Below are 20,628 nucleotides of genomic sequence, written 5' to 3'. Positions count from 1 at the left end.
GCGGCGTCGCCGCCGACGGGGGTGGCGGTGGCGGCAGTGGGCCGAGCGGCACGGTCTGGTCGACCCAGGGGTATGCCGCTGAGCCGGCTGCCGCCTGTGCGTGGCCCTCGGCCGTGGCTGGCTGCACGAGCCGGTTCGGTTCTCCGCCCAGGCCTTGGGTCGGCTCTCCGGCGGGCTCCTGAGCCGGCTCTTCGCTCCTGCGCTCCGTCGGGCCTCCGGCCGGCCCCTGGGTCGGCTCCCCGGTGACGGCCTGGGTCGGCTCCGCGCTGACGGCCCGGGTCGGCTCTGCGCTGACGGCCTGGGTCGGCTCTCCCGTCGGTCCCCACGTCGACCTGCGGGTGTGCTCAGCAGGCGGAGCCCAGGTCGGGTCCGGGGGCGAGGCGGGCAGCGGCGCGGACGGGCCCCAGCCGGCGTCGGCGCGGGCGGGGATGCCCGGGCCATCGGACGGGTGTGCCGGGACCGGCACATCGAACCAGTCTCGCGCCGAGGCGTCCTCCGCGGGGATGGACGAGGTGGCCGTGACGTCGATGGCCTCGGTGCGGTCGGCCGGCGGGGACGCCGGCTCCTCGGGGTCGGGCGTCCTCGTCTCGTCGCTCATGGACGAGATTCTGCCGAACGGACGACGCTGATTCGAACCGGGGCGAGCACGTCGGGAAGGCCGAGCATGGTCGTCGCGGCCCACGCGGGTGCCGGTGCGGCCAGCTCGCTCAACAGGCTCGCGCTGCCGACAGCGCTCGACGGGGCGAGGCGTGGGCTCCTGGAGGCACCGGGCGTGCGGGACGCGAGGGGCGTGGCGCGGGAGGAGCCGAGCGACCCCGGTGTGCGTGCGGACACCGCCTGGCTGAATGACGAGGGCCCGAAGCTGGTCGCCTCGGCCGGGACCCGGGACGACGCGGCCGGCGTGCGGGGGCCGGCCTGGAGCGGCACGACCGTGAGTCCCCAGGCGGCAGCGACGGAGGCGGTGGCCGCGAGCGAGGCGACGACGGCCGCCCGGACCGGGGACCGGTGCAGGGCGGGCGCGTTCGGTGCCACGGTCGGCACCGGCTCGCGGGTCAGCGGCTGGGGATCACGGAAGGGGCTCGACGGCAGGTGCATCCGCACCCGGGCGGGTGCCGACGGCACGTCGGGCACGGCCGAACCGTCCGGGGAGCCCGACGCGAGGCCCATCAGGGCGGAGCGGAGCGACTGCGGGACACCGGTGTCGGCACGGAGGGCGGCCACGATGCGCCGCTCCTGCTCCGCCGCTGCCCGGCACACCTCGCACGCCACGAGGTGCTGGTCGAAGACCCGGAGCACTGCCAGCGGGAGCGCCCGGTCGACGTAGGCGCGGACATGTCCGCGCAGGTGTGGGGTCACTGCGTGCCCGCCGCCACTCGGCGGCCCGGCAGGCGCAGGCCCGGCCGGGAGGTCTTGGTCCTGGCGGCGGCGTCCGGTGCCCGATGCGCGAGGGCCTCACGCAGCTGGGCGCGGCCGCGGTGGATGCGGGACCGCACGGTGCCGAGCTTGACGCCGAGGGTGGCGCTGATCTCCTCGTAGGACAGGCCCTCGATGTCGCACAGCACGACGGCCGCGCGGAACTCCGGCGACAGCGCGTCGAGGGCGCGCTGGACGTCGTCGTCGAAGCGAGTGTCGTGGAAGGTCTGCTCCGGTCCCTTCTCCGAGCTGGCGAGCCGACCCGCCGCGTCCTCCGGGAGCGCGTCGAAGCGGATCCGCTGCTTGCGGCGCATGCGGTCGAGGAACAGGTTCGTCGTGATCCGGTGCAGCCAGCCCTCGAAGGTGCCCGGCTCGTACGTGTTGAGGGACCGGAACACTCGCAGGAAGACGTCGTGCGTGAGGTCCTCGGCGTCGTGCGGGTTGCCGGTCAGGCGGTAGGCGAGGCGGTAGACGCGAGCGGAGTGCTGCTCGACGATCTCCTCCCAGCTCGGAGGGGTCCAGGCAGCGCCGGACTCGACGCCGTGTGCGCCTCGGTCGGTCGTGGTCGTCACGCGTTCATTCACCTCTCGGAGGGACCGTCACAGGCCAGAACGCCTGTCCTGGTCGTTTCGTTCCCTCATCGTCCCCCCGACGGCCAGCCCGCCCCTGTGGCGAGCCTGAGGACCACCTGTGCACCGCCCAGTCTAGGTCCTCGCCGAAGGTCACGGTCTCGTCACAGTAGGGTTGCGCCATGAGTTCACAGAAGCTGGCCGCGTGGGCCCACGCCGAGGAGTTCATCGCTCCGACCGAGCACGTGGAGGCAGCGCGACGGCGGGCCGAGGAGCTCGGGGTCAACTCGATCGACAACGGGGCCGGAGCGACGCTCCAGGCGCTCGCCGCCGCCATCGGCGCGAAGGCCGTCATGGAGATCGGCACGGGGGCCGGCGCGTCGGGTCTGTGGCTGCTCGGCGGGATGGCCCCAGACGGCGTCCTCACGACCATCGACATCGAGCCAGAGCACCAGCGGGCGGCCCGCGACGCCTTCAGCGCCGCCGGCATCGCCCACCAGCGGACGCGGGTCATCACCGGGCGCGCCTCGGAAGTCCTGCCCCGGATGACCGACGGCGCCTACGACCTGCTCGTCGTCGACGCGGACCGCTCCGACTACCCGTCCTACGTCGAGCAGGCCAGCCGCCTGCTCCGGCGGGGTGGCACCCTCGTCCTGTCGTGGACGGACAAGGAGGCCGACCCGGCCGCCCGGGACGCCGAGACGACGACCCTGCGAGAGGTCGGCCGGCACCTGCGCGACCAGGAGCACTTCACCGTCGCCCTCCTGCCGGTCAGCTCGGGCCTGCTCATCGCCGTGAAGCGCTGATCCCGGAGACGACGAAGGCCCCCGGTCCGGGCGGACCAAGGGCCTCGAGGAGCACGGGCGTCAGCTGACGCCGTCGCACCCCTGGATCGCGTCGCGCAGGGCTGCTGCCTCGTCCGGAGTCATCTCGACGACGAGACGACCGCCGCCCTCCAGCGGCATGCGCAGCACGATGCCGCGGCCCTCCTTGACGACCTCCAGCGGTCCGTCTCCGGTCCTCGGCTTCATTGCTGCCATGACTCCCCTTCCCTAGACATGCGTGGGTGCTGAGCACCATTATTCCGGACGGCACCGACGAGGCCTAATCCCGGTGTGGTGTGGGCCACGCCGCGGGCGCCTCCGCTTCCCACCACGGCGGCGATGGGCCAGAGTTGCGCCATGACCGAGACCGTGCACGACGCCCCGCTCCAGCTCGAGACCACCGACGGGGTCGCCTGGGTGCGACTGAGCCGCCCGGAGGCGATGAACAGCCTCGACCGGTCCCTCAAGGAGGCCCTGCGCGACACCCTGGAGCAGGTCGGCGCGGACCCGGCGGTGCGGTGTGTCGTCCTCACCGGGACCGGGCGCGCCTTCTGCGTCGGGCAGGACCTCAAGGAGCACGTCGCGAACCTCCAGGCCGGCGACGCCGGGCTCGCCAGCACCGTCGCCGAGCACTACAACCCGATCGTCGAGGCCCTCGCCGGCATGGACAAGCCGGTCATCGCGGCACTCAACGGAGTGGCCGCGGGTGCCGGCCTCAGCTTCGCGCTCGCCTGCGACTTCCGCATCGCCGTCGACACCGCCTCGCTCAACACGTCGTTCGCCGGCATCGCGCTCTCGTGCGACTCCGGCGCCTCGTGGCACCTGCCGCGGCTCGTCGGGGCAGCCAAGGCGAAGGAGCTGCTCTTCTTCCCCCGCTCGGTTCCCGCGGCGGAGGCGCTCGAGCTCGGGCTGCTGACGAAGGTGGTGCCCGTGGAGGCGTTCGAGGACACCGTGCGCGAGCTCGCGACGATGCTCGCCCAGGGCCCCACTCTGGCCTACGGCTCGATCCGGCGAGCCCTGGCCTACAGCTCCACCCACGACCTCAGCGCCGCCCTCGCCCACGAGGGCGAGCTGATGAACCGGACCGGCGCCACGGCCGACCACCGGGCTGCGGTCGACGCCTTCCTGGCCAAGGAGAAGCCGACCTTCACCGGCCGCTGACCGGCCGCTGACCGGCGCTGACCGGCCGCTGACCGGGCGCCGTCCCGGGTCACGGCGGGTAGTCGGTCGGCGGGACGAACCGCCAGAGCGTGTCGGTCCACCAGTACTGGCCGACCACGAACAGGACGAGGAGCGGCACCGCGCGCACGAGAAGCCGCCGCCACGTCGTGCCGCGCCGGTCCGACCACCCGGCTCCGGTGAGCGGCACGAGGAGCGGGAACAGCGGGATGAGGTAGCGCACGATGCTCGTGAACGGGTCGAGCACCGCCGCCAGGTAGAGCGGGTAGGCGAGCGACCACGCCCGCAGGTCCGCCCGCAGCGCGGCTGCCCACGGGCCGGCCACCATGGCGATGATGACGACCGGCACGGCGAGGAGCACGACGGGCCCCCAGCCGTCCCCCAGCCACCACGTGGCGGTCCCCCACCAGGGCGTGAACGGCTCGAGCTCGCCCGGTCCGCGCCAGGCCGCCATCGTGTCGGGGTAGGCGCTGCGGCTGCCCGTGCGCCACCAGGCGATCGCCGGCCAGAGGAAGCCCGCGACGGCACACCCGACCAGGGCCGCCGCCATCGCTGCGTACTCGCGCGCCCCGATGGGGCGGCGGTCCCGACCGCGCCACCGCACGACGACCACGACGAGGGTCACGAGACCGAGGGGCACGGCGATGGGTCGCGACAGGCCGACGAGCAGGGCAACGCCGGTCGCCACGAGCCAGCGACGCCGGTCCAGGGCGTAGAGGTAGCCGACGAGGAGCAGCATCGCGAGGGACTCGGTGTAGGCGAGCTGGAGGGTCACCGAGGCGGGGAAGCTGGCCCACAGCACGACGACGACGAGCGCAGCCCGGTCGCCGATCCGTTCCCTCAGCAGCAGGCCCATGAGCACGGCCGCCCCGAACCCGCAGAGCAGTGCGATCGTCGACCCCGCGGTCGGGAAGTCGAGCCCGGTGATCCGCATCAGGGCCCGGGACGCGAAGGGGAAGAGGGGATAGAAGGCCCACGGGTTCTGCTGGACGTGACCGTCGGCACCGAGGGGCAACGTGTCGGGATAGCCGTGCAGCGCGATCCGCTGGTACCACTCCCCGTCCCACAGCGCGGTGAACCGCCAGTAGGTGACCGGCACGTCAGCGCCGCCCGTCATGCTGCTCGGAACCTGCCGCGGCAGGACGGCGAGGAGCACCACCGTCGTGATGGCCCGGCAGCCGGCGTAGAGCGCGAGGACGACGACGCCGAAGCTCAGCCGCGAGCGGGTCGTGCGGGTGGTCATCCGGCCGAGGGGGTCTCGCGCCGCTCGACCGGTCCCGACGGCTCGCCGCGCAGCACTGCGATCTGCTCGTCCTTCTCCTTCAGCGCGCGCCTCAGCCTGCCGATGACGGCGTCAACCTCGCTCATCCGGTAGCCACGCAGCCCGACGTCGAACCGGAGCTGCTCCACGTCCGCGTCACTCAGCTCGTCCTCGGGGAGCGGCTCGTGGCTGAGCGTCGTGGTGGTGCGCCCCATTCCGCCGCCCACGTAGCCGAGAAGCAGGGCGACCACCCCGCACAGGACGACGATGCCGACCAGGAGGATGAACCACTTCACGCGCCCGGCTCCTCGTAGGTCTGGATGATCTTGACGGCCTCGGCCGGGTCGTCGGTGAGGGTGAGGCGCTCGATGTCACCGGGCCCGATCATGCCCTTGGCCTGCGGCCCGTCGCCCAGCCAGTCGAGCAGGCCCTGCCAGTAGCGGGTCCCCATCAGCACGATGGGGAACTCGGTCACCTTCCGGGTCTGGGCGAGGGTGAGCGCCTCGAAGAGCTCGTCCAGGGTGCCGTAGCCGCCCGGCAGCACGATGAACCCCCGGGAGTACTTGACGAACATCGTCTTGCGGGCGAAGAAGTAGCGGAAGTTGATGCCGAGGTCGACGTAGGGGTTCAGGCCCGTCTCGAAGGGCAGCTCGATCCCGAGCCCCACCGAGGTGCCACCCGCCTCGAAGGCGCCCTTGTTCGCCGCCTCCATGGCGCCGGGACCGCCGCCCGTGATGACCGCGAAGCCCGCCTCCGCGGCGAGCCGGCCGACCTCGACCCCCATGGCGTAGGCCGGGTCGTCGGGCAGGATCCGGGCCGAGCCGAACACCCCTACGGCCGGGCCGAGCTCGGCGAGCGTGCCGAAGCCCTCGACGAACTCCGACTGGATCCGCATCACCCGCCACGGGTCGGCATGCAGCCAGTCGGTCGGCTGCTTGCGGTCGAGCAGCCGCTGGTCGGTCGTCGTCTCGGGCACGCGCTTGCGCCGCAGCGTCACCGGGCCCGACCGGCGCTCGGTGTCGCGCCTCACGAGGGGCTCTTCGTCCGGCTTCTCGCCGGGTCCAGGTTCGGTCACAGGGCCAACCCTATGCGCGTCGACCGGGACCGGCGCTCCCAGCCGAGGCGTCGGGTCAGGACAGCCAGCGCAGCAGGGCCTGCTCGGCCAGGACGTACTGCTCGACCGGGCAGCGCTCGTCGTCCATGTGGGCGAGGTTCGGGTCGCCGGGCCCGAAGTTGACGGCCGGGACCCCGAGCCGCGAGAAACGTGCCACGTCGGTCCAGCCCTCCTTGGCCGAGACGGGGACGCCGAGCGACGCGACGAACGCCTCCGCGGCGGGCACCTGCAGCCCGGGGCGGGCCCCCGGCGCCGCGTCACCGAGCACGCACTCGAGCCCGTCGAAGACGTGCCGCACGTGGGCGAAGGCCTCCTCGACCGACTTGTCCGGCGCGAACCGGTAGTTGACCGTGACGACGCAACGGTCGGGGATCACGTTGCCGGCGATGCCGCCGGAGATGCCGACCGCCTGCAGCGCCTCGTGGTAGTCGAGGCCGTCGACGGTGACCGTCTCGGCCTCGTAGGCCGTCAGCCGAGACAGCACGACTCCGGCGTCGTGGATCGCGTTGTGCCCGTTCCACGGCCTCGCGGAGTGGGCGGCCACACCGGAGGTGACGACGTCGACCCGGAGCGTCCCCTTGCAGCCACCCTCGATCGTCGCCCCGGTCGGCTCGAGCAGGACGGCGAAGTCCCCGGCCAGCAGGTCGGGACGCTGCTCGGCCAGCCGGGCCAGGCCGTTGAACTCCGCCTCGATCTCCTCGCAGTCGTAGAAGAGGAACGTCAGGTCGCGGGTCGGCTCGGTCACCTGCGCGGCGACCCGGAGCATGACGGCGACGCCACCCTTCATGTCGACGGTGCCCCGTCCCCACAGCTCGTCACCGCGCCGCCGCGTCGGCACGTTCGGCTCGTCCTCCCCGGGACAGGCGCTGATCGGCACGGTGTCGAGATGGCCGGCGAGCACGACCCGCTCGGGCCGGCCGAGGGAGGTCCGGGCGACGACGGTGTTGCCGTCTCGGGTCACCTCGAGGTGGCCGAGCCCCACGAGCGCCGCCTCGACGGCGTCGGCGAGCGCACCCTCCTGCCGGCTCACCGAGGGTATGTCGCAGACGGCGGCAGTCAGCGACGTCACGTCGCTCGACAGGTCGAGCAGGGCAGTCGCGGACGACGGGTCGGTGAGCGGCATACCGGAAGGCTAGCGGCAGCCGGCCCACCACTCGGGCGGCGTTTCGTGCGGCGGCGGGCCACCACATAGCCTTGCCGCATGGCTGAGCGCACCGCATGGGGACACGGACTGGCGACGATCACGCAGGACGGACAGGTCCTCGACACGTGGTTCCCGCAGCCCGCGCTCGGGGCGGCGCCCGACGACGCGGAGGCACCCGACGGGCTCACCGCCCTTGCCGGTGAGGACAAGCGGCGCGGCGTCCGCACGGAGGTGCGGCTCGTCGAGATCGACCTCGACGCGGCCCCGACCGACGCGAGCGACGCCTACCTGCGGCTGCACCTGCTCTCGCACTGCCTCGTCCAGCCGAACACGATCAACCTCGACGGCCTCTTCGGCGCGCTCGCCAACGTCGTCTGGACCAACCACGGGCCGTGTGCGGTGGAGGGCTTCGAGCAGACCCGGCTGGCCCTGCGCGCCGACGGCCCGGTCCAGGTCCACGGGATCGACAAGTTCCCGCGGATGACCGACTACGTCGTGCCGCCCGGGGTCCGGATCGCGGACGCCGACCGGGTGCGCCTCGGGGCGCACCTCTCCCCCGGCACGACCGTCATGCACGAGGGCTTCTGCAACTTCAACGCCGGCACGCTCGGCAGCTCCATGGTCGAGGGCCGGATCAGCCAGGGGGTCGTCGTCGGCGACGGGTCCGACATCGGCGGCGGTGCCTCCATCATGGGCACCCTCTCCGGTGGGGGAACGGAACGGATCAGCCTCGGCCGGCGTTGCCTGGTCGGAGCCAACGGTGGTGTCGGGATCTCCCTCGGTGACGACTGCGTCGTCGAGGCGGGCCTCTACGTCACCGCGAGCACCAAGGTGACCCTGCCCGACGGGTCCGTCGTCAAGGCGCGCGAGCTGTCCGGGTCGAGCAACCTGCTGTTGATCCGCAACAGCGAGACCGGCGTCGTCGAGGCTCGCGACCGGGCGGGCACCGGGATCACCCTCAACGAGGCACTGCACGCCAACTGAGCCGGACGACCCGGCTCCCGCAGAAGGGAACCGATGCCCCGCGACCGCTCCGGCCCGGCTCTCGCCGAGTCCCGCCGGCCCCGACCGACTGCCCGTCCGGCGCGACGCCGGCGGCGCGGCCCTGTCGCCCTGCTCGTGGTCCTCGCCCTCGTGGCCGGCGCCGCGTGGTTCGCCGTGTCAGCGGTCAAGGGCAGCCAGCAGCCGGTCTGCACCATCAGGGCGGCCGGGATGACCGAGACCTTCGACCCGGAGCAGACCGCGAACGCGGCCCTCATCTCCGCCATCGCCCTCAAGCGCGACCTGCCGGCCCGGGCCGCCACGATCGCGCTCACGACCGCCTACCAGGAGTCGAAGATCCGCAACATCCGCTTCGGCGACCGTGACTCGCTGGGCCTCTTCCAGCAGCGCCCGAGCCAGGGCTGGGGCACGGCGGAGCAGATCCTCGACCCGGTCTATGCGACGAACAAGTTCTACGACGAGCTCGTCAAGTTCAAGGGCTACGAGACCGCCGACATCACGAAGATCGCCCAGCGGGTGCAGCGCAGCGCCTACCCCGAGGCCTACCGTGACCACGAGGGCCAGGGCCGGGTCCTCGCCTCGACACTGAGCGGCTGGTCACCGGCGGGGCTGACCTGTCGGCTCGACCCGGCCACCTCCCACGCCCCGGCCCGTGACGTCGCCGCGGCCCTCCAGCAGCAGGCCGGTGTCCGGGCCTCGGGGTCCGGCACCTCGCTGACCGTCACGGCGCAGGGCGGCCGCCGGGCCTGGGCGGTCGCCCAGTGGGCGGTCGCGAACGCCGAGGGCTACGGGATCAACCGGGTCTCGGTCGGCGACCGGACGTGGAACCGCGCCGACGGTGACCGCTGGTCGGCCGGCACGGCAACGACGACCGTGCGGATCTCCCTGTCCTGAGGGGCGCGGGCTGGGAGGGCGCCGACAGCGGGCGCCCGCTCAGCGGCATACGGTATGCCGCTCACCTCGCGCTCGTGAGGCCCCGCGGACCGCGCGTGGCGCGCGACGGAGGGCCGGGAACGCGAAAGGCCCGCCCCGGGCGGGGCGGGCCGTTGACGTGCGACGGTCTCAGCGGTTGTCGAGCGGCACGTAGTCCCGCTCCGCCTCGCCGGTGTAGATCTGGCGCGGACGGCCGATCTTCGTCTCGGAGTCGGTCATCATCTCGCGCCACTGGGCGATCCAGCCGGGCAGGCGGCCGATCGCGAACAGGACGGTGAACATCTTCGACTCGAAGCCCATCGCCTTGTAGATCAGGCCGGTGTAGAAGTCGACGTTGGGGTAGAGCCGGCGCTCGACGAAGTAGTCGTCTGCGAGGGCGACCTCCTCGAGCTGCTTCGCGATGTCGAGCAGCGGGTCGTTGGCGCCGAGCTTCTCGAGCACCTCGTCCGCCGACTTCTTGACGAGCGCGGCGCGGGGGTCGTAGTTCTTGTAGACGCGGTGCCCGAAGCCCATGAGGCGGACGCCCGCCTCCTTGTTCTTGACCCGCTCCATGAACTTCTTCGGGTCCTCGCCCGACTGGTGCAGCTGGCCGAGCATCTCCAGGACGGCCTGGTTCGCCCCGCCGTGCAGCGGGCCGGACAGGGCGTGGATGCCGGCGGAGATCGAGTTGAACATGTTCGCGTGGGCCGAGCCGACGAGGCGGACGGTCGACGTGGAGCAGTTCTGCTCGTGGTCGGCGTGGAGGATGAACAGCTGGTCGAGGGCCTTGACGACGACCGGGTCGAGCTCGTAGGGCTCGGCCGGCATGCCGAACGTCATGCGCAGGAAGTTCTCGACGAGGCCGAGCGAGTTGTCGGGGTACATGAACGGCTGCCCGACGCTCTTCTTGTGCGCGTAGGCCGCGATGGTCGGCAGCTTGGCGAGGAGCCGCACCGTGGAGATCTCGACCTGGTCCTGGTCGAACGGGTCGAGGCTGTCCTGGTAGAAGGTGCCGAGGGCCGAGACCGCCGAGGAGAGGACGGGCATCGGGTGGGCGTCCCGGGGAAAGCCGTTGAAGAAGGCGCGAAGGTCCTCGTGGAGCATCGTGTGCCGACGGATGAGGTCGTCGAACCGCTTCAGCTCGTCGGACGAGGGCAGCTTGCCGTAGATGAGCAGGTACGCGACCTCGACGAAGGTCGACTGCTGCGCGAGCTGGTCGATCGGGTAGCCGCGGTAGCGCAGGATGCCCTGGTCACCGTCGATGAAGGTGATGTCGCTCTTGCAGGCCGCCGTGTTGACGAAGCCCACGTCGTAGGTCACGAGGCCGGTCTGCTTGAGCAGGGACGAGATGTTGAGCCCGTCGTTGCCCTCGACCGCGTCGACACCTGCGAAGTCGACCTGCTTGTCTCCTACCTTGAGGGTCCCGTCCACTGCTTGCGTCACTGTTCCATCGCCTCCTCGGGGCCGACCCCTGGGAGGGCCGGAGTCTGGTTCGTCCGCGACGTTACCCCAGCGGGGTCCGCTCGTGGAAAACAGGCCACCTCGGGGATACCGATGTGGCAGGTGGTGTCAGAGCCGGGCGCACGCGGCGTCGATCCGCTCGTCGGTCGCGGTGAGACCGATCCGCACGTGCCGCTCGCCGAGCGGTCCGTAGAACGACCCGGGCGCGACGAGGATGCCCAGGTCGGCGAGGTCCGCAACGGTCCGCCAGCAGTCCTCGCCGCGGGTCGCCCACAGGTAGAGACCTGCCTCCGAGTACTCGATCCGCAGACCGGCGCGCTCGACGGCCGTGACGAGCCGCTCGCGGCGGCGTGCGTAGGTCCCTCGCTGGGCCACCACGTGCGCGTCGTCCCGCAGCGCCACCGCGGTCGCGTGCTGCACCGGGGTCGGCATCATCATGCCGGCGTGCTTGCGCACCTCGAGGATCCGCTGGACGAGGGCCGGGTCACCGCCGACGAAGGCGGCGCGGTAGCCGGCGAGGTTGGACTGCTTGGACAGCGAGTACAGCGCGAGCAGGCCGTCGTGGGTCTCGCCGCACACGTCCGGGTGCAGGATGCTCGGTGTCGCCCGGCCCACCCGGCCGGGCCGCCAGTCGAGCTCCGCGTAGCACTCGTCGCTGGCGACGACGACGCCATGGGCCCGGGCCCAGTCGACGACTTTGCGCAGGTGCTCGACGCCGAGGACCTGGCCGGTGGGGTTGCCGGGACTGTTGACCCAGAGCAGCTTCGGGGTCGTGGCGGCCGTCAGCGGGCCGAGGCTCGTGAGGCTCTGCACGACGACGGAGTCTGCGCCGGCGATGCGGGCACCGACGTCGTAGGTGGGATAGGCGATGGCCGGGATCCCGACGATGTCTCCCGGGCCGAGGCCGAGCAGGGTAGGCAGCCACGCGACGAGCTCCTTGCTGCCGATGGTCGGCAGCACCGCGTCCGCAGCGATCGTGACCCCACGACGCCGCGCGAACCACTCGGTGAGGGCGGTGCGCAGCTCCGGGGTGCCGATCGTCTGGGGGTAGCCGGGGGCGTTCGCGGCAGCGGCGAGGGCGCGCTGGACGATCTCGGGAGTGGGGTCGACGGGCGTGCCGACGGACAGGTCGACGATGCCGTCCGGATGCGCGCTCGCTCGCGCCTTGTAGGGCGCGAGCGAGTCCCAGGGGAAGTCGGGCAGGTCGAGGACGGTCACTCGGCCGTCACTCGTCGTGCGGCTGGGGCGGCAGGGCCTCGACGATCGGGTGGTCCTTGTCGATCATGCCGAGCTTCGCCGCACCACCGGGGCTGCCGAGGTCGTTGAAGAACTCGACGTTGGCGGTGTAGTAGTCGCTCCACTCCTCCGGCACGTCGTCCTCGTAGTAGATCGCCTCCACCGGGCAGACGGGCTCGCACGCGCCGCAGTCGACGCACTCGTCTGGGTGGATGTAGAGCGAGCGCCTGCCCTCGTAGATGCAGTCGACCGGACACTCCTCGATGCACGCCTTGTCCTTGAGGTCGACGCAAGGCTGGGCGATGACGTAAGTCATGGGAAGGAGTCCTCCTGGGCGGGGTGGTCTGCAGCAGCCCTAGTATGCCGGACATGACTGGCCCAGCCGCGACGGACCCATCGGATGCACGACGTGCCGCAGACCTGTCCGGGCGGTTGACGGTCGGCGAACGGGTGGTCGTGCGCTACCGGCTTCCCCAGGGGTCCGAGGCAAGCGCGACCGACGTGCTGGGCATGCTCCGGTCGCGCGACGAGCAGAGCCTCGTCGTCGACAGCGCGTTCGGCCAGGTGACGATCCCGCGCCGGGACGTCGTCGCCGCAAAGGACGTCCCCCCGCCACCGAGCCGACCGGGACCGGCCCATCAGCGGGTGGGCGTCGCCGACCTCGAGCTGCTGATGGCCAAGGGCTGGGTCGCCGTGGAGCAGAGTGCCCTCGGCGCGTGGCTGCTGCGATCCGCGCCCGGCTTCACCGGTCGGGCGAACTCCGCTCTGCCAGTGGGCGATCCGACGCTCCCCCTCGACCGGGCCGTCGACTTCGTCGAGAAGTGGTATCGCCAGCGGGACCAGAAGCCGATGTTCCAGGTGGCCGGTCCGGTCGACTTCGACCCGGCCGATGACGAGGTCGGTGCTCATTTGCTCGGCCGCGGCTACACCGCAGGGGTCGGCCACGCGGCCGGCGAACGCGTGCACGTCATGACCGCACCGCTCGCGGGGCTGCCGCCGCTGACGGAGCAGTCCCCGCCGGTCACCGGCGACGCCCGGCTCCAGCCCGAGTGGCTGATGGCCTATGGCGAGTCCCGCACGGTCGTCCCCGGCGTCACGGAGGGCGTGCTGACCGGCAGCAGGGGCCAGCTGTTCATGTCGGTGCGCGACGAGGCGTCCGGCCGGATCGTCGGCATCGCCCGGATGGCGATCCACCCCGGGTGGGCGGGGATCTTCGGTCTCTGGGTCCACCCCGAGCACCGGCGCCGCGGGATCGCGACGGCTCTCGTGTCGGCGATCGCGATGGCGGCGCGGGACAACAACATGCCCTCGGTCTACCTGCAGGTGTCAGGCGACAACACGGGAGCAGTGGCCTTCTGGGAGCAGCTCGGCTTCACCCGGCACCACGACTACACGTACCTCGCCCCGGCCGACGCCTGAGCCGTCCGGGTCTGGGCTGGGGCGGCCGTGGGTCGAGCTCGGGCCCCGGCCATCGCTCGCAGCGGCCGCTCAGGGCTTGGCCTTCGGGTTGGTGCAGATGATCTTGTGCTCGGGGATGTAGTGGGTGTGCACGTCCTCGCTCTTGACGAGGGTCGACGAGCCGGGCTTGAACCACTGCCGCGTGACCGTCACGTCGAATCCCGGGTTAGGCTGCTGCGGGTAACACGTGAGTGAGTCGTCGCGGATCGTCTTGGGCTGCACCACGTTGCGCCGCGGTCCTTTGACCGACTTGACGTCCCACGTCTTCGTCGACCAGACCCGACCGTGCACCTTGCCGCCCTCCACCCAGGTCTGCAGCAGCATGCCGTGCGGGGTGTCGTTCTTCCACTTGTTGTCGACGGTGGGCCAGAACACCGTGGCCTCGCGACCCTCGGGATAGCGGGGGATGAAGAAGGCGTGGGGCGTGGCCTCGACGATGTCGGCGCCGGCGAAGTAGGCCATGTTGTAGATCGTCGTCGACACCTGGGAGATGCCGCCGCCGGTGCCGCGGGTCAGCCGCCCGTTGATGATGACCGTGCCGTCGGCGTAGCCCTTGTCGGTCGTCCGCTCGCCGAGGATTCCGTTGAGCGAGAAGGTGCCTCCGGGCGGGACATAGGTGCCGTTGATGGTGCGGGTCGCGACGACGAGGTTGTGCGTCCGTGTCGTGTCCTCGGGCGGGAAGGGCGAGGTGAAGTCGACGACGAGCTCCTTGACTCCGGCCGCGTCGGCGTCGGCCGTCGTGAAGGACGGCTTGGTCACGGTCGCCTTGATCGTGACCGTGCGCGCCTCGGAGGTCATCGCCGCGATGACGTCCTTGGTCACGGCCTCCTGGTCGACGGCGGTGCCGTCGACGGAGGGCACGATCTTGGGCCGCCCGTTGCCCGGCTCGAAGGCCCACGTCGCGTCCTTGGCCTTCGTGGTCTTGACCTTCACGGTGTCGGCGATGACGGCGGCCAGCTTGGCCTCGTCGATCTTCGGCCGGAGGCTGCCGGCACCGTCCGCGACGAAGGAGATGGCCGGGGCGAACTGCTCGGGCTGCAGTGGCGTCGACTTGCCGTCGGCGACGAGGACGATCGGCGCCGACACGGCGGTGCGGGCGAAGCCGTCGGCGACGGCGCGGATCTGGTCGGCGCCGATGGCCGGCTCGAGGTCCTTCACCGCGGCCGTGGCGGTCGTCGTGTCGGGGAACGCGCGCCGCAGGGCCAGCTTCGTGCCGGCCAGGTCGAGGGTGCGCCCCGGCCGCGGCAGGGTCACGGCGACCTCACCGTCCTCGAAGGCGATGCCGCCCTCGACGGCCGGCGACTGCACGGAGGGTGCCACCCGCTGCAGGTAGGCGGTCAGGCGGTCGTCGTCGGCACCCGTCAGGAGCGGCAGCTCGACCGAGCCGGTCAGCTTGTGCCAGACGGTCCGCGGGTCGAGGGTGAAGCCGGTGAGGCCATCGAGGCTGCGCTGCGTGTCGACGGAGAAGCCGGCCTCCTGCGGGTCGACCTCGAGCGGCTTGTCCGCGCCGGGGACGGTGAGCACGATCGGGGTGGCCAGCACGGCACGACTCTGCTTGTCGACGGTGGCGACGGCGTCATCGGGCGCCATGCCGCCGATCCGGATCCCACCGACGGTCGCGCTCGCCGGAACGTGCCCGGACGTCCACACGCACAGGGCGACATAGGCCCCACCGAGGACGAGCAGGGAGACGGCGAGCCGCAGAATGGTGCTGCGACGGTCGCTGTGGGCCATGGTTCCTCCGGACGAACGGTCTTGCCCGGACGATAGCCCGGCGTCCCGCTCGTCCCCGGGTGGCCGCGCCGTGCCGGGCCGTGTCGTCCCCGAATCGTTGTCGTTGGATCAGGCTCCACACGGCCCGGGGGTCGGGCGGCCCGGGGGTGGCTCCGGCGCGGCTCAGGAGAAGAGGGAGTCGTGCCGCTCCCCCACGCCGATCGCGCTCCACGTGCGCGGGTCGACCCGGCCGAAGCCCTCCCGCACGCTGGTGTGCGCCGCAATGTGGTTCGACAGGGCGTGCACGTCCTCGCTGAAGACCGTGACCTGGGTGCGGTGCGCCCGCAGCGCCGCGTTCTTGACGGCTCGGGCCGCCGCGTCGACGACGACGTGCGTGACCCGCGTGTCGGGCACGACCGAGGGCGGGAACGGGTCGGTGGGCGCGGGCAGGACGAGTCCGTATGCCCCTGCGCCGAGCTCGGGCAGGAGCGCGCGGTCCTCCTCGGCCCACGACTGTGCCACGAGGATCTGGAAGACCCGGTCCGGCAGCTCGGCGTCGTCGAGCTGGTCGAGGGCCGCCCGGGTCACCCGGTGCGTCTGGATGTGGTCGGGGTGCCGATACCCGCCCTCGGCGTCGTAGGTGACGAGGACGTCCGGGCGAACGGCGCGGATGACCTCGGCGACCAGCCCGCCCGCCTCGTCGAGGTCGGCGTTGACGAACGCCTCGGGACGGGCGGCCGCCTCCGAGCCGGCCATGCCCGAGTCGCGGTAGCGCGAGAGCCGGCCCGCGCCGGGATCGGAGCCGAGAACGTGGAGGTGGGCTCCGACACGGGACATCGCCTCGGTGAGCTCGCCGAGACGGTGACGGGCGAGGTCGTCGCCGGGATGGCCCTCGAGGTGACGCAGCTCCGCGGGGATCACCTCGCCCTCCTCACCGAGCGTGCACGTCAGCACGTGCACCTCGTCGCCGGCGGCGACATGGTGGGCCATCGTCACGCCGCAGGTGAGCGTCTCGTCATCCGGGTGCGCGTGGACGAACAGGAGGCGACGCGACATGGGGCTCCGATCAGCGGACGGCGACGGTGGCGAGGTCCACCATCCCACCGACGACATGGTCCTCGTAGTGGGCCACCGCCGGCCCGTGCAGGTAGGTCGACTTCAAGGCGGCGAGGGCGACATAGCCGCCCTGGCCCCGGACCCGGTCGTCGGCCTGTTCCCAGATGCCGCGCCGCTGGGCGGGGTCCGCGGTGGCGGTCGCCTTGTCGACGAGCGCGTTGAACGGCCCGTCGGAGAAATAGCCGACGTCCTGTCCCGGCCCGGAGGAGTCGACGTTGATCCGGGCGTCGAAGAGCGCCGGGAGGACGGCCCCTGCCGATGGCCAGTCCGGGCTCCAGGCGCCGCGGAGCACGTCGTACTTCGTGGCGGAGTCCGGTCGCTCGATCGTCTCGTAGTACTCCTCCGGAGGGACGGCATCGAGCTCCACGTCGAAGCCGGCACGTTCCCACGCGGCGGCGAGAGCGGCATACGCCTTGTCCCCCAGCGCGCTCTGGACGTGCACGACCCGCACCTTGACAGGGGCGCGGACGCCTGCCTTGGCGAGGAGGGCGCGCGCGCCCTCCGGGTCACCCTCGACGGGGCGGCCGGTCTCCGGTGCGACGCCTCGCTCGCTGACGCTGGGCGGCAGGATCGACCAGGACGGTGCTCCGGCGTCGGGCCCGCCGTTGGCGGTGACGTAGGTCGCCCGGTTCGTCGCGAGCGCGAACGCGTGGCGCACCTCCGGCTTGGACATGACGGGGCTTCGCATGTTGAGCGCGAGGTAGTCGACCTCGCCGTTCCACGGCGACGTCATCCGCGCCCTGATCTCAGGAGAGGCCTGGTTGCGCAGGGTCGGCGACGCCTGCACCCAGGACACGGCCTGGGCGTCGGTGCCCTGGGCGTTGAGCAGGCGCTGCAGGACGGTGCTCTCGTCGAGGCCGGCCTCGACGACGATGCGGTCGGGATAGGCCCTGCGCACCGGGTCGGTGGCCGGGTCCCAGTGCTCGTTGCGCACGAAGGTGCCGCCCTTGGCGGAGTCCCAGTTGCCCGCGAGCCGGTAGGGGCCGCTCGACATGACGGCGTGGCCCTGTCGGGTGTCGTCGCTGTCCATGGCCGCCTGGCGAGGGGCGAACTCCGCCAGGGCGACGAGATGCGGGAAGTCGGGCTCCGGCTCGCGCAGGTGGAAGACGACCTGGCGGCCCCGGCACTCGACCGCCTTGTTGAACGCCGGGGCGTTACGGGTGTCCTTGGGGCCGCCGTAGACCGGCTTCTCCAGGCCCTCGGCCGTCACCTGGGTGGGCACGTCGAGCAGGAAGCTCGCGTAGTTCGTGCCGGCGATGTGGGTGGAGCGGTCGAACGTGCGCGCGACGCCGTGCCGCACGTCCTCGCACGTGATCGGTGAGCCGTCCTGCCACGCGACCCCGTCCCGCAGCGTGAACGTCCACGTCCGGCCGCCCTGGGTCGGCGTCCCGGTCGTCGTCGCCAGGTCACCCACGAGGTCACGCTGGTGTGGACCGGTGCCGTAGGTGGTCAGGGTCCGCACGAAGGTGCGCTGCGCGAAGAACGCCTCGGGGCCGACATACATCAGCTGCGGGTCCCACGTACGGACGTCCCCGGCGACGAGCACGTGCAGGTCACCGCCCTTGGCCGCGGGGGCCTTCGACGCGGCGACCTGGCCGGTCGCCGCCGTGCCTCCCGTCACCGAGGTGCAGGCCGCCCCGGCGCCGACGGCGAGCGCCGCCAGCGCGCCGGCCAGGACACGCCGGAACCGCACCGCTCAGCCTTCCGCCTTGGCGGCCGCGCGGAACCGGGCCGCGGTGCGGGCGCGCTCGTGGGCGTCGAGGACGACCTTGCGGATGCGGACCGACTCCGGCGTCACCTCGACGCACTCGTCCTCGCGGCAGAACTCCAGGCTCTGCTCGAGGCTGAGCTTGCGCGGGGGCACGATCTTCTCGAAGTTGTCCGAGGAGGAGGCGCGCACGTTGGTGAGCTTCTTCTCCTTGGTGATGTTGACGTCCATGTCATCGGCGCGGGAGTTCTCGCCGACGATCATGCCCTCGTAGACCTCGGTCGTCGGCTCGACGAAGAGGGTGCCCCGCTCCTGCAGGTTGACCATCGCATAGGAGGTGACGACGCCCTTGCGGTCCGAGACGAGGGAGCCGCTGGTGCGGGTCGTGATGCTGCCGTGCCATGGCTCGTAGCCCTCGAAGACGTGGTGCGCGATGCCGGTGCCGCGCGTCTCGGTGAGGAACTCGGTGCGGAAGCCGATGAGGCCACGGCTGGGGACGAGGAACTCCATCCGGACCCAGCCGGTGCCGTGGTTCGTCATCTGCTCCATGCGGCCCTTGCGCGCGGCCATGATCTGCGTGATCGCGCCGAGGAACTCCTCGGGGGTGTCGATGGTGAGGCGCTCGACCGGCTCGTGGACCTTGCCGTCGACCTCGCGCGTCACGACCTGTGGCTTGCCGACGGTCAGCTCGTAGCCCTCCCGGCGCATCTGCTCGACGAGGATGGCGAGGGCGAGCTCGCCCCGGCCCTGGACCTCCCAGGCGTCGGGCCGCTCCGTCGGCAGCACGCGGAGGGAGACGTTGCCGACGAGCTCACGGTCGAGACGGTCCTTGACGAGGCGGGCCGTCACCTTGGCGCCCCGCACCCGACCGGCGAGCGGGGAGGTGTTCGTCCCGATCGTCATGGAAATGGCCGGCTCGTCGACCGTGATGAGCGGCAGCGGCCGCGGGTCGTCCGGGTCCGCCAGCGTGTCCCCGATCATGATCTCGGGGATGCCGGCGATCGCGATGATGTCGCCGGGGCCGGCCTCGGCCGCGGGCTTGCGATCGAGCCCCTCGGTCATCAACAGCTCGGTGATCTTGACCCGGTCGACGGTGCCGTCGTGCTTGCACCAGGCGACCTGCTGGCCCTTGCTGATCCTGCCGTTGTGGACGCGGAGCAGGGCGATGCGGCCGAGGAAGTTCGACGAGTCGAGGTTCGTCACGTGCGCCTGCAGCGGAGCGTCCTCGTCGTAGGTCGGCGCCGGGATCGTCTCGAGGATCGTCTTGAAGAGCGGCTCCAGGTTCTCCTCGGCGGGCAGCTGCCCGTCGGCGGGCCGGGTCAGGGACGCGCGTCCGGCCTTGGCGGAGGCGTAGACGATCGGGAACTCGAGGACCGAGTCGACGTCGGCACCCGAGTCGAGCAGGTCCATGAACAGCTCGTAGACCTCGTCGACGACCTCGGCAATCCGCGCGTCGGGGCGGTCCACCTTGTTGATGCAGAGGACGACGGGCAGCCGGGCGGTCAGCGCCTTGCGCAGGACGAAGCGGGTCTGCGGCAGCGGGCCCTCGGACGCGTCGACGAGCAGCACGACGCCGTCGACCATGGACAGGCCGCGCTCGACCTCGCCGCCGAAGTCCGCGTGACCGGGCGTGTCGATGATGTTGATCGTCATGCCGTCGGTGAGGCCGGCGGCGACGGCGGACGGGCCGTTGTAGTGGATCGCGGTGTTCTTCGCGAGGATGGTGATGCCCTTCTCGCGCTCGAGGTCGCCGGAGTCCATGACGCGTTCGCCGGTGGTCTCGACGGTCTGCCGTTCGTCGAAGGCACCGCCCTGCCACAGCATCTTGTCGACGAGCGTCGTCTTGCCGTGGTCGACGTGGGCGACGATGGCGACGTTGCGGATGTCCGCACGGGTGGTCAGGGGCATGGGTGTCAGTCTCTCAGGGTCGTGGGGTGTCGTCGTCACGCAGCCGTGCTGCGATGGTGTCGACGATGGGCAGGTCGGCGGGGAGCCAGGCGACGTCGTGCAGGCCGGCCCGCGTGAGCCAGCGCAGCTCGTCGTGGTCCTCGAGCGGCTCGGGCTCACCCTCGACCACCTCCGCGAACCACACGATCATCTCGTAGCGGCTCCCGAGCGGCCAGGTGTGACCGGGCAGCGGACCCGGCACGAGCGCGCCCACGACGATGCCGACACCGAGCTCCTCCGCGATCTCGCGGTGGAGCGCGACCAACGGTGACTCACCGGGGTCGACCTTGCCACCGGGCAGCTCCCAGCCGCCCGCCAGCTCGACGGGCTCGGTGCGCCGGGCGGCCAGCAGGCGGGTGGGCGCAGCCAGGTCGTCGACGAGCGCCGCACCGACGACCAGCCGCACGCTCACGGGATCGTGGGTGGGGTTCTCGGTGCGCATGACGGAGAAGATGGTGACACATCAGGCCGTGATTCCCGGCATGCTGACCAGCACCGGTATCCTTCCGCCATGACTTCCGCGGCCCAGGAGGGCCACAGTCCCGAGCCGGGTGACGCCCGGCTCCCCCAC

Annotated in this window: 20 protein-coding genes and 1 pseudogene; 5 read left to right on the top strand and 16 right to left on the bottom strand. The window is 71.8% G+C overall.

The window, feature by feature from the left end; genetic code table 11:
* The 3 genes and pseudogenes from N864_RS01755 to sigE all read right to left on the bottom strand — a co-directional run.
* Window positions 1-598, bottom strand: a pseudogene (locus tag N864_RS01755) (hypothetical protein); the annotation flags it as partial.
* Window positions 595-1,356, bottom strand: a complete 762-nt coding sequence (locus N864_RS01750) for an anti-sigma factor family protein (RefSeq protein WP_034712694.1) — start codon at window positions 1,354-1,356, stop codon at window positions 595-597. The gene N864_RS01750 and the pseudogene N864_RS01755, both read right to left, overlap by 4 nt.
* Complete coding sequence (gene sigE, locus N864_RS01745) at window positions 1,353-1,985, bottom strand: RNA polymerase sigma factor SigE (protein ID WP_034712692.1); 633 nt, start codon at window positions 1,983-1,985, stop codon at window positions 1,353-1,355. Before sigE ends, N864_RS01750 begins: the two co-directional genes overlap by 4 nt.
* A 179-nt stretch (window positions 1,986-2,164) precedes the next feature.
* On the opposite strand from sigE, the gene N864_RS01740 reads away from it, so the two are divergent.
* Entirely contained in the window at window positions 2,165-2,788 is a 624-nt protein-coding gene (locus N864_RS01740; protein ID WP_034712690.1) for an O-methyltransferase, read from the top strand.
* A gap of 60 nt (window positions 2,789-2,848) precedes the next feature.
* Here the strand turns inward: N864_RS01740 and N864_RS23960 are convergent, their stop codons facing one another.
* A complete protein-coding gene (locus tag N864_RS23960; RefSeq protein ID WP_076262632.1) occupies window positions 2,849-3,022 on the bottom strand; it encodes a DUF3117 domain-containing protein in 174 nt (57 codons plus the stop codon).
* 141 nt (window positions 3,023-3,163) lie between these two features.
* Between N864_RS23960 and N864_RS01735 the strand changes: the two genes are divergently transcribed.
* Window positions 3,164-3,967: an enoyl-CoA hydratase/isomerase family protein gene (locus N864_RS01735; protein WP_034712689.1), complete on the top strand. Its 804-nt coding sequence runs from the start codon at window positions 3,164-3,166 to the stop codon at window positions 3,965-3,967.
* Window positions 3,968-4,016: 49 nt separating this feature from the next.
* Here N864_RS01735 and N864_RS01730 read toward each other — a convergent pair whose 3' ends face one another.
* From N864_RS01730 to dapE, 4 genes are read right to left on the bottom strand one after another with little or no spacing between them, the layout of a single operon-like run.
* Window positions 4,017-5,228 carry an integral membrane protein gene (locus N864_RS01730; RefSeq protein ID WP_034712680.1) on the bottom strand — a complete coding sequence of 404 codons (1,212 nt, stop codon included), beginning with the start codon at window positions 5,226-5,228 and terminating at the stop codon, window positions 4,017-4,019.
* Complete coding sequence (locus tag N864_RS01725; RefSeq protein ID WP_081793272.1) at window positions 5,225-5,542, bottom strand: DivIVA domain-containing protein; 318 nt, start codon at window positions 5,540-5,542, stop codon at window positions 5,225-5,227. Before N864_RS01725 ends, N864_RS01730 begins: the two co-directional genes overlap by 4 nt.
* Window positions 5,539-6,321 (bottom strand): LOG family protein, encoded by a 783-nt coding sequence (locus N864_RS01720; protein ID WP_155892771.1) that lies wholly within the window; start codon window positions 6,319-6,321, stop codon window positions 5,539-5,541. The genes N864_RS01725 and N864_RS01720 overlap by 4 nt, the downstream gene beginning before the upstream one ends.
* A gap of 55 nt (window positions 6,322-6,376) precedes the next feature.
* Window positions 6,377-7,483, bottom strand: coding sequence for a succinyl-diaminopimelate desuccinylase (gene dapE, locus N864_RS01715; RefSeq protein WP_034712677.1), 1,107 nt, complete (start codon window positions 7,481-7,483; stop codon window positions 6,377-6,379).
* 78 nt (window positions 7,484-7,561) lie between these two features.
* On the opposite strand from dapE, the gene dapD reads away from it, so the two are divergent.
* Both dapD and N864_RS01705 read left to right on the top strand, forming a co-directional pair.
* Window positions 7,562-8,488, top strand: coding sequence for a 2,3,4,5-tetrahydropyridine-2,6-dicarboxylate N-succinyltransferase (gene dapD / locus N864_RS01710; RefSeq protein WP_034712675.1), 927 nt, complete (start codon window positions 7,562-7,564; stop codon window positions 8,486-8,488).
* Window positions 8,489-8,521: 33 nt separating this feature from the next.
* Window positions 8,522-9,400, top strand: coding sequence for a hypothetical protein (locus N864_RS01705; protein WP_240474165.1), 879 nt, complete (start codon window positions 8,522-8,524; stop codon window positions 9,398-9,400).
* 168 nt (window positions 9,401-9,568) lie between these two features.
* Here N864_RS01705 and N864_RS01700 read toward each other — a convergent pair whose 3' ends face one another.
* From N864_RS01700 to fdxA, 3 genes are all read right to left on the bottom strand, one after another.
* On the bottom strand, window positions 9,569-10,849 hold the full coding sequence (locus tag N864_RS01700; protein ID WP_034712672.1) for a citrate synthase: 1,281 nt from the start codon (window positions 10,847-10,849) through the stop codon (window positions 9,569-9,571).
* A gap of 138 nt (window positions 10,850-10,987) precedes the next feature.
* Window positions 10,988-12,097 carry a succinyldiaminopimelate transaminase gene (gene dapC, locus N864_RS01695; protein WP_034712669.1) on the bottom strand — a complete coding sequence of 370 codons (1,110 nt, stop codon included), beginning with the start codon at window positions 12,095-12,097 and terminating at the stop codon, window positions 10,988-10,990.
* A 7-nt stretch (window positions 12,098-12,104) separates the two neighbouring features.
* Complete coding sequence (fdxA, locus tag N864_RS01690) at window positions 12,105-12,431, bottom strand: ferredoxin (RefSeq protein ID WP_034712667.1); 327 nt, start codon at window positions 12,429-12,431, stop codon at window positions 12,105-12,107.
* A gap of 53 nt (window positions 12,432-12,484) precedes the next feature.
* Between fdxA and N864_RS01685 the strand changes: the two genes are divergently transcribed.
* Window positions 12,485-13,534, top strand: coding sequence for a GNAT family N-acetyltransferase (locus tag N864_RS01685; RefSeq protein ID WP_240474164.1), 1,050 nt, complete (start codon window positions 12,485-12,487; stop codon window positions 13,532-13,534).
* 69 nt (window positions 13,535-13,603) lie between these two features.
* On the opposite strand, the gene N864_RS01680 is transcribed toward N864_RS01685, so the two are convergent.
* The 5 genes from N864_RS01680 to N864_RS01660 all read right to left on the bottom strand — a co-directional run bounded on the left by N864_RS01680 (window position 13,604) and on the right by N864_RS01660 (window position 20,499).
* Window positions 13,604-15,307, bottom strand: a complete 1,704-nt coding sequence (locus tag N864_RS01680) for a VanW family protein (RefSeq protein WP_034712660.1) — start codon at window positions 15,305-15,307, stop codon at window positions 13,604-13,606.
* A 162-nt stretch (window positions 15,308-15,469) separates the two neighbouring features.
* The gene (gene mshB / locus N864_RS01675) at window positions 15,470-16,342 is read right to left on the bottom strand and encodes an N-acetyl-1-D-myo-inositol-2-amino-2-deoxy-alpha-D-glucopyranoside deacetylase (protein ID WP_034712658.1); all 873 of its coding nucleotides are present in this window, start codon (window positions 16,340-16,342) and stop codon (window positions 15,470-15,472) included.
* Window positions 16,343-16,352: 10 nt separating this feature from the next.
* Window positions 16,353-18,095 (bottom strand): ABC transporter substrate-binding protein, encoded by a 1,743-nt coding sequence (locus N864_RS01670; RefSeq protein WP_034712656.1) that lies wholly within the window; start codon window positions 18,093-18,095, stop codon window positions 16,353-16,355.
* A 3-nt stretch (window positions 18,096-18,098) separates the two neighbouring features.
* Complete coding sequence (gene typA, locus N864_RS01665; RefSeq protein WP_034712654.1) at window positions 18,099-20,018, bottom strand: translational GTPase TypA; 1,920 nt, start codon at window positions 20,016-20,018, stop codon at window positions 18,099-18,101.
* 13 nt (window positions 20,019-20,031) lie between these two features.
* Window positions 20,032-20,499, bottom strand: coding sequence for a (deoxy)nucleoside triphosphate pyrophosphohydrolase (locus N864_RS01660; RefSeq protein ID WP_051518053.1), 468 nt, complete (start codon window positions 20,497-20,499; stop codon window positions 20,032-20,034).
* Window positions 20,500-20,628: the final 129 nt, after the last annotated feature.

Origin of the sequence: Intrasporangium chromatireducens Q5-1 (assembly GCF_000576575.1) — a bacterium.
Classification (GTDB): domain Bacteria; phylum Actinomycetota; class Actinomycetes; order Actinomycetales; family Dermatophilaceae; genus Intrasporangium_A; species Intrasporangium_A chromatireducens.
Note: the sequence above shows the minus strand (reverse complement) of the source record. Positions and strands in the feature narration are given on the sequence as shown.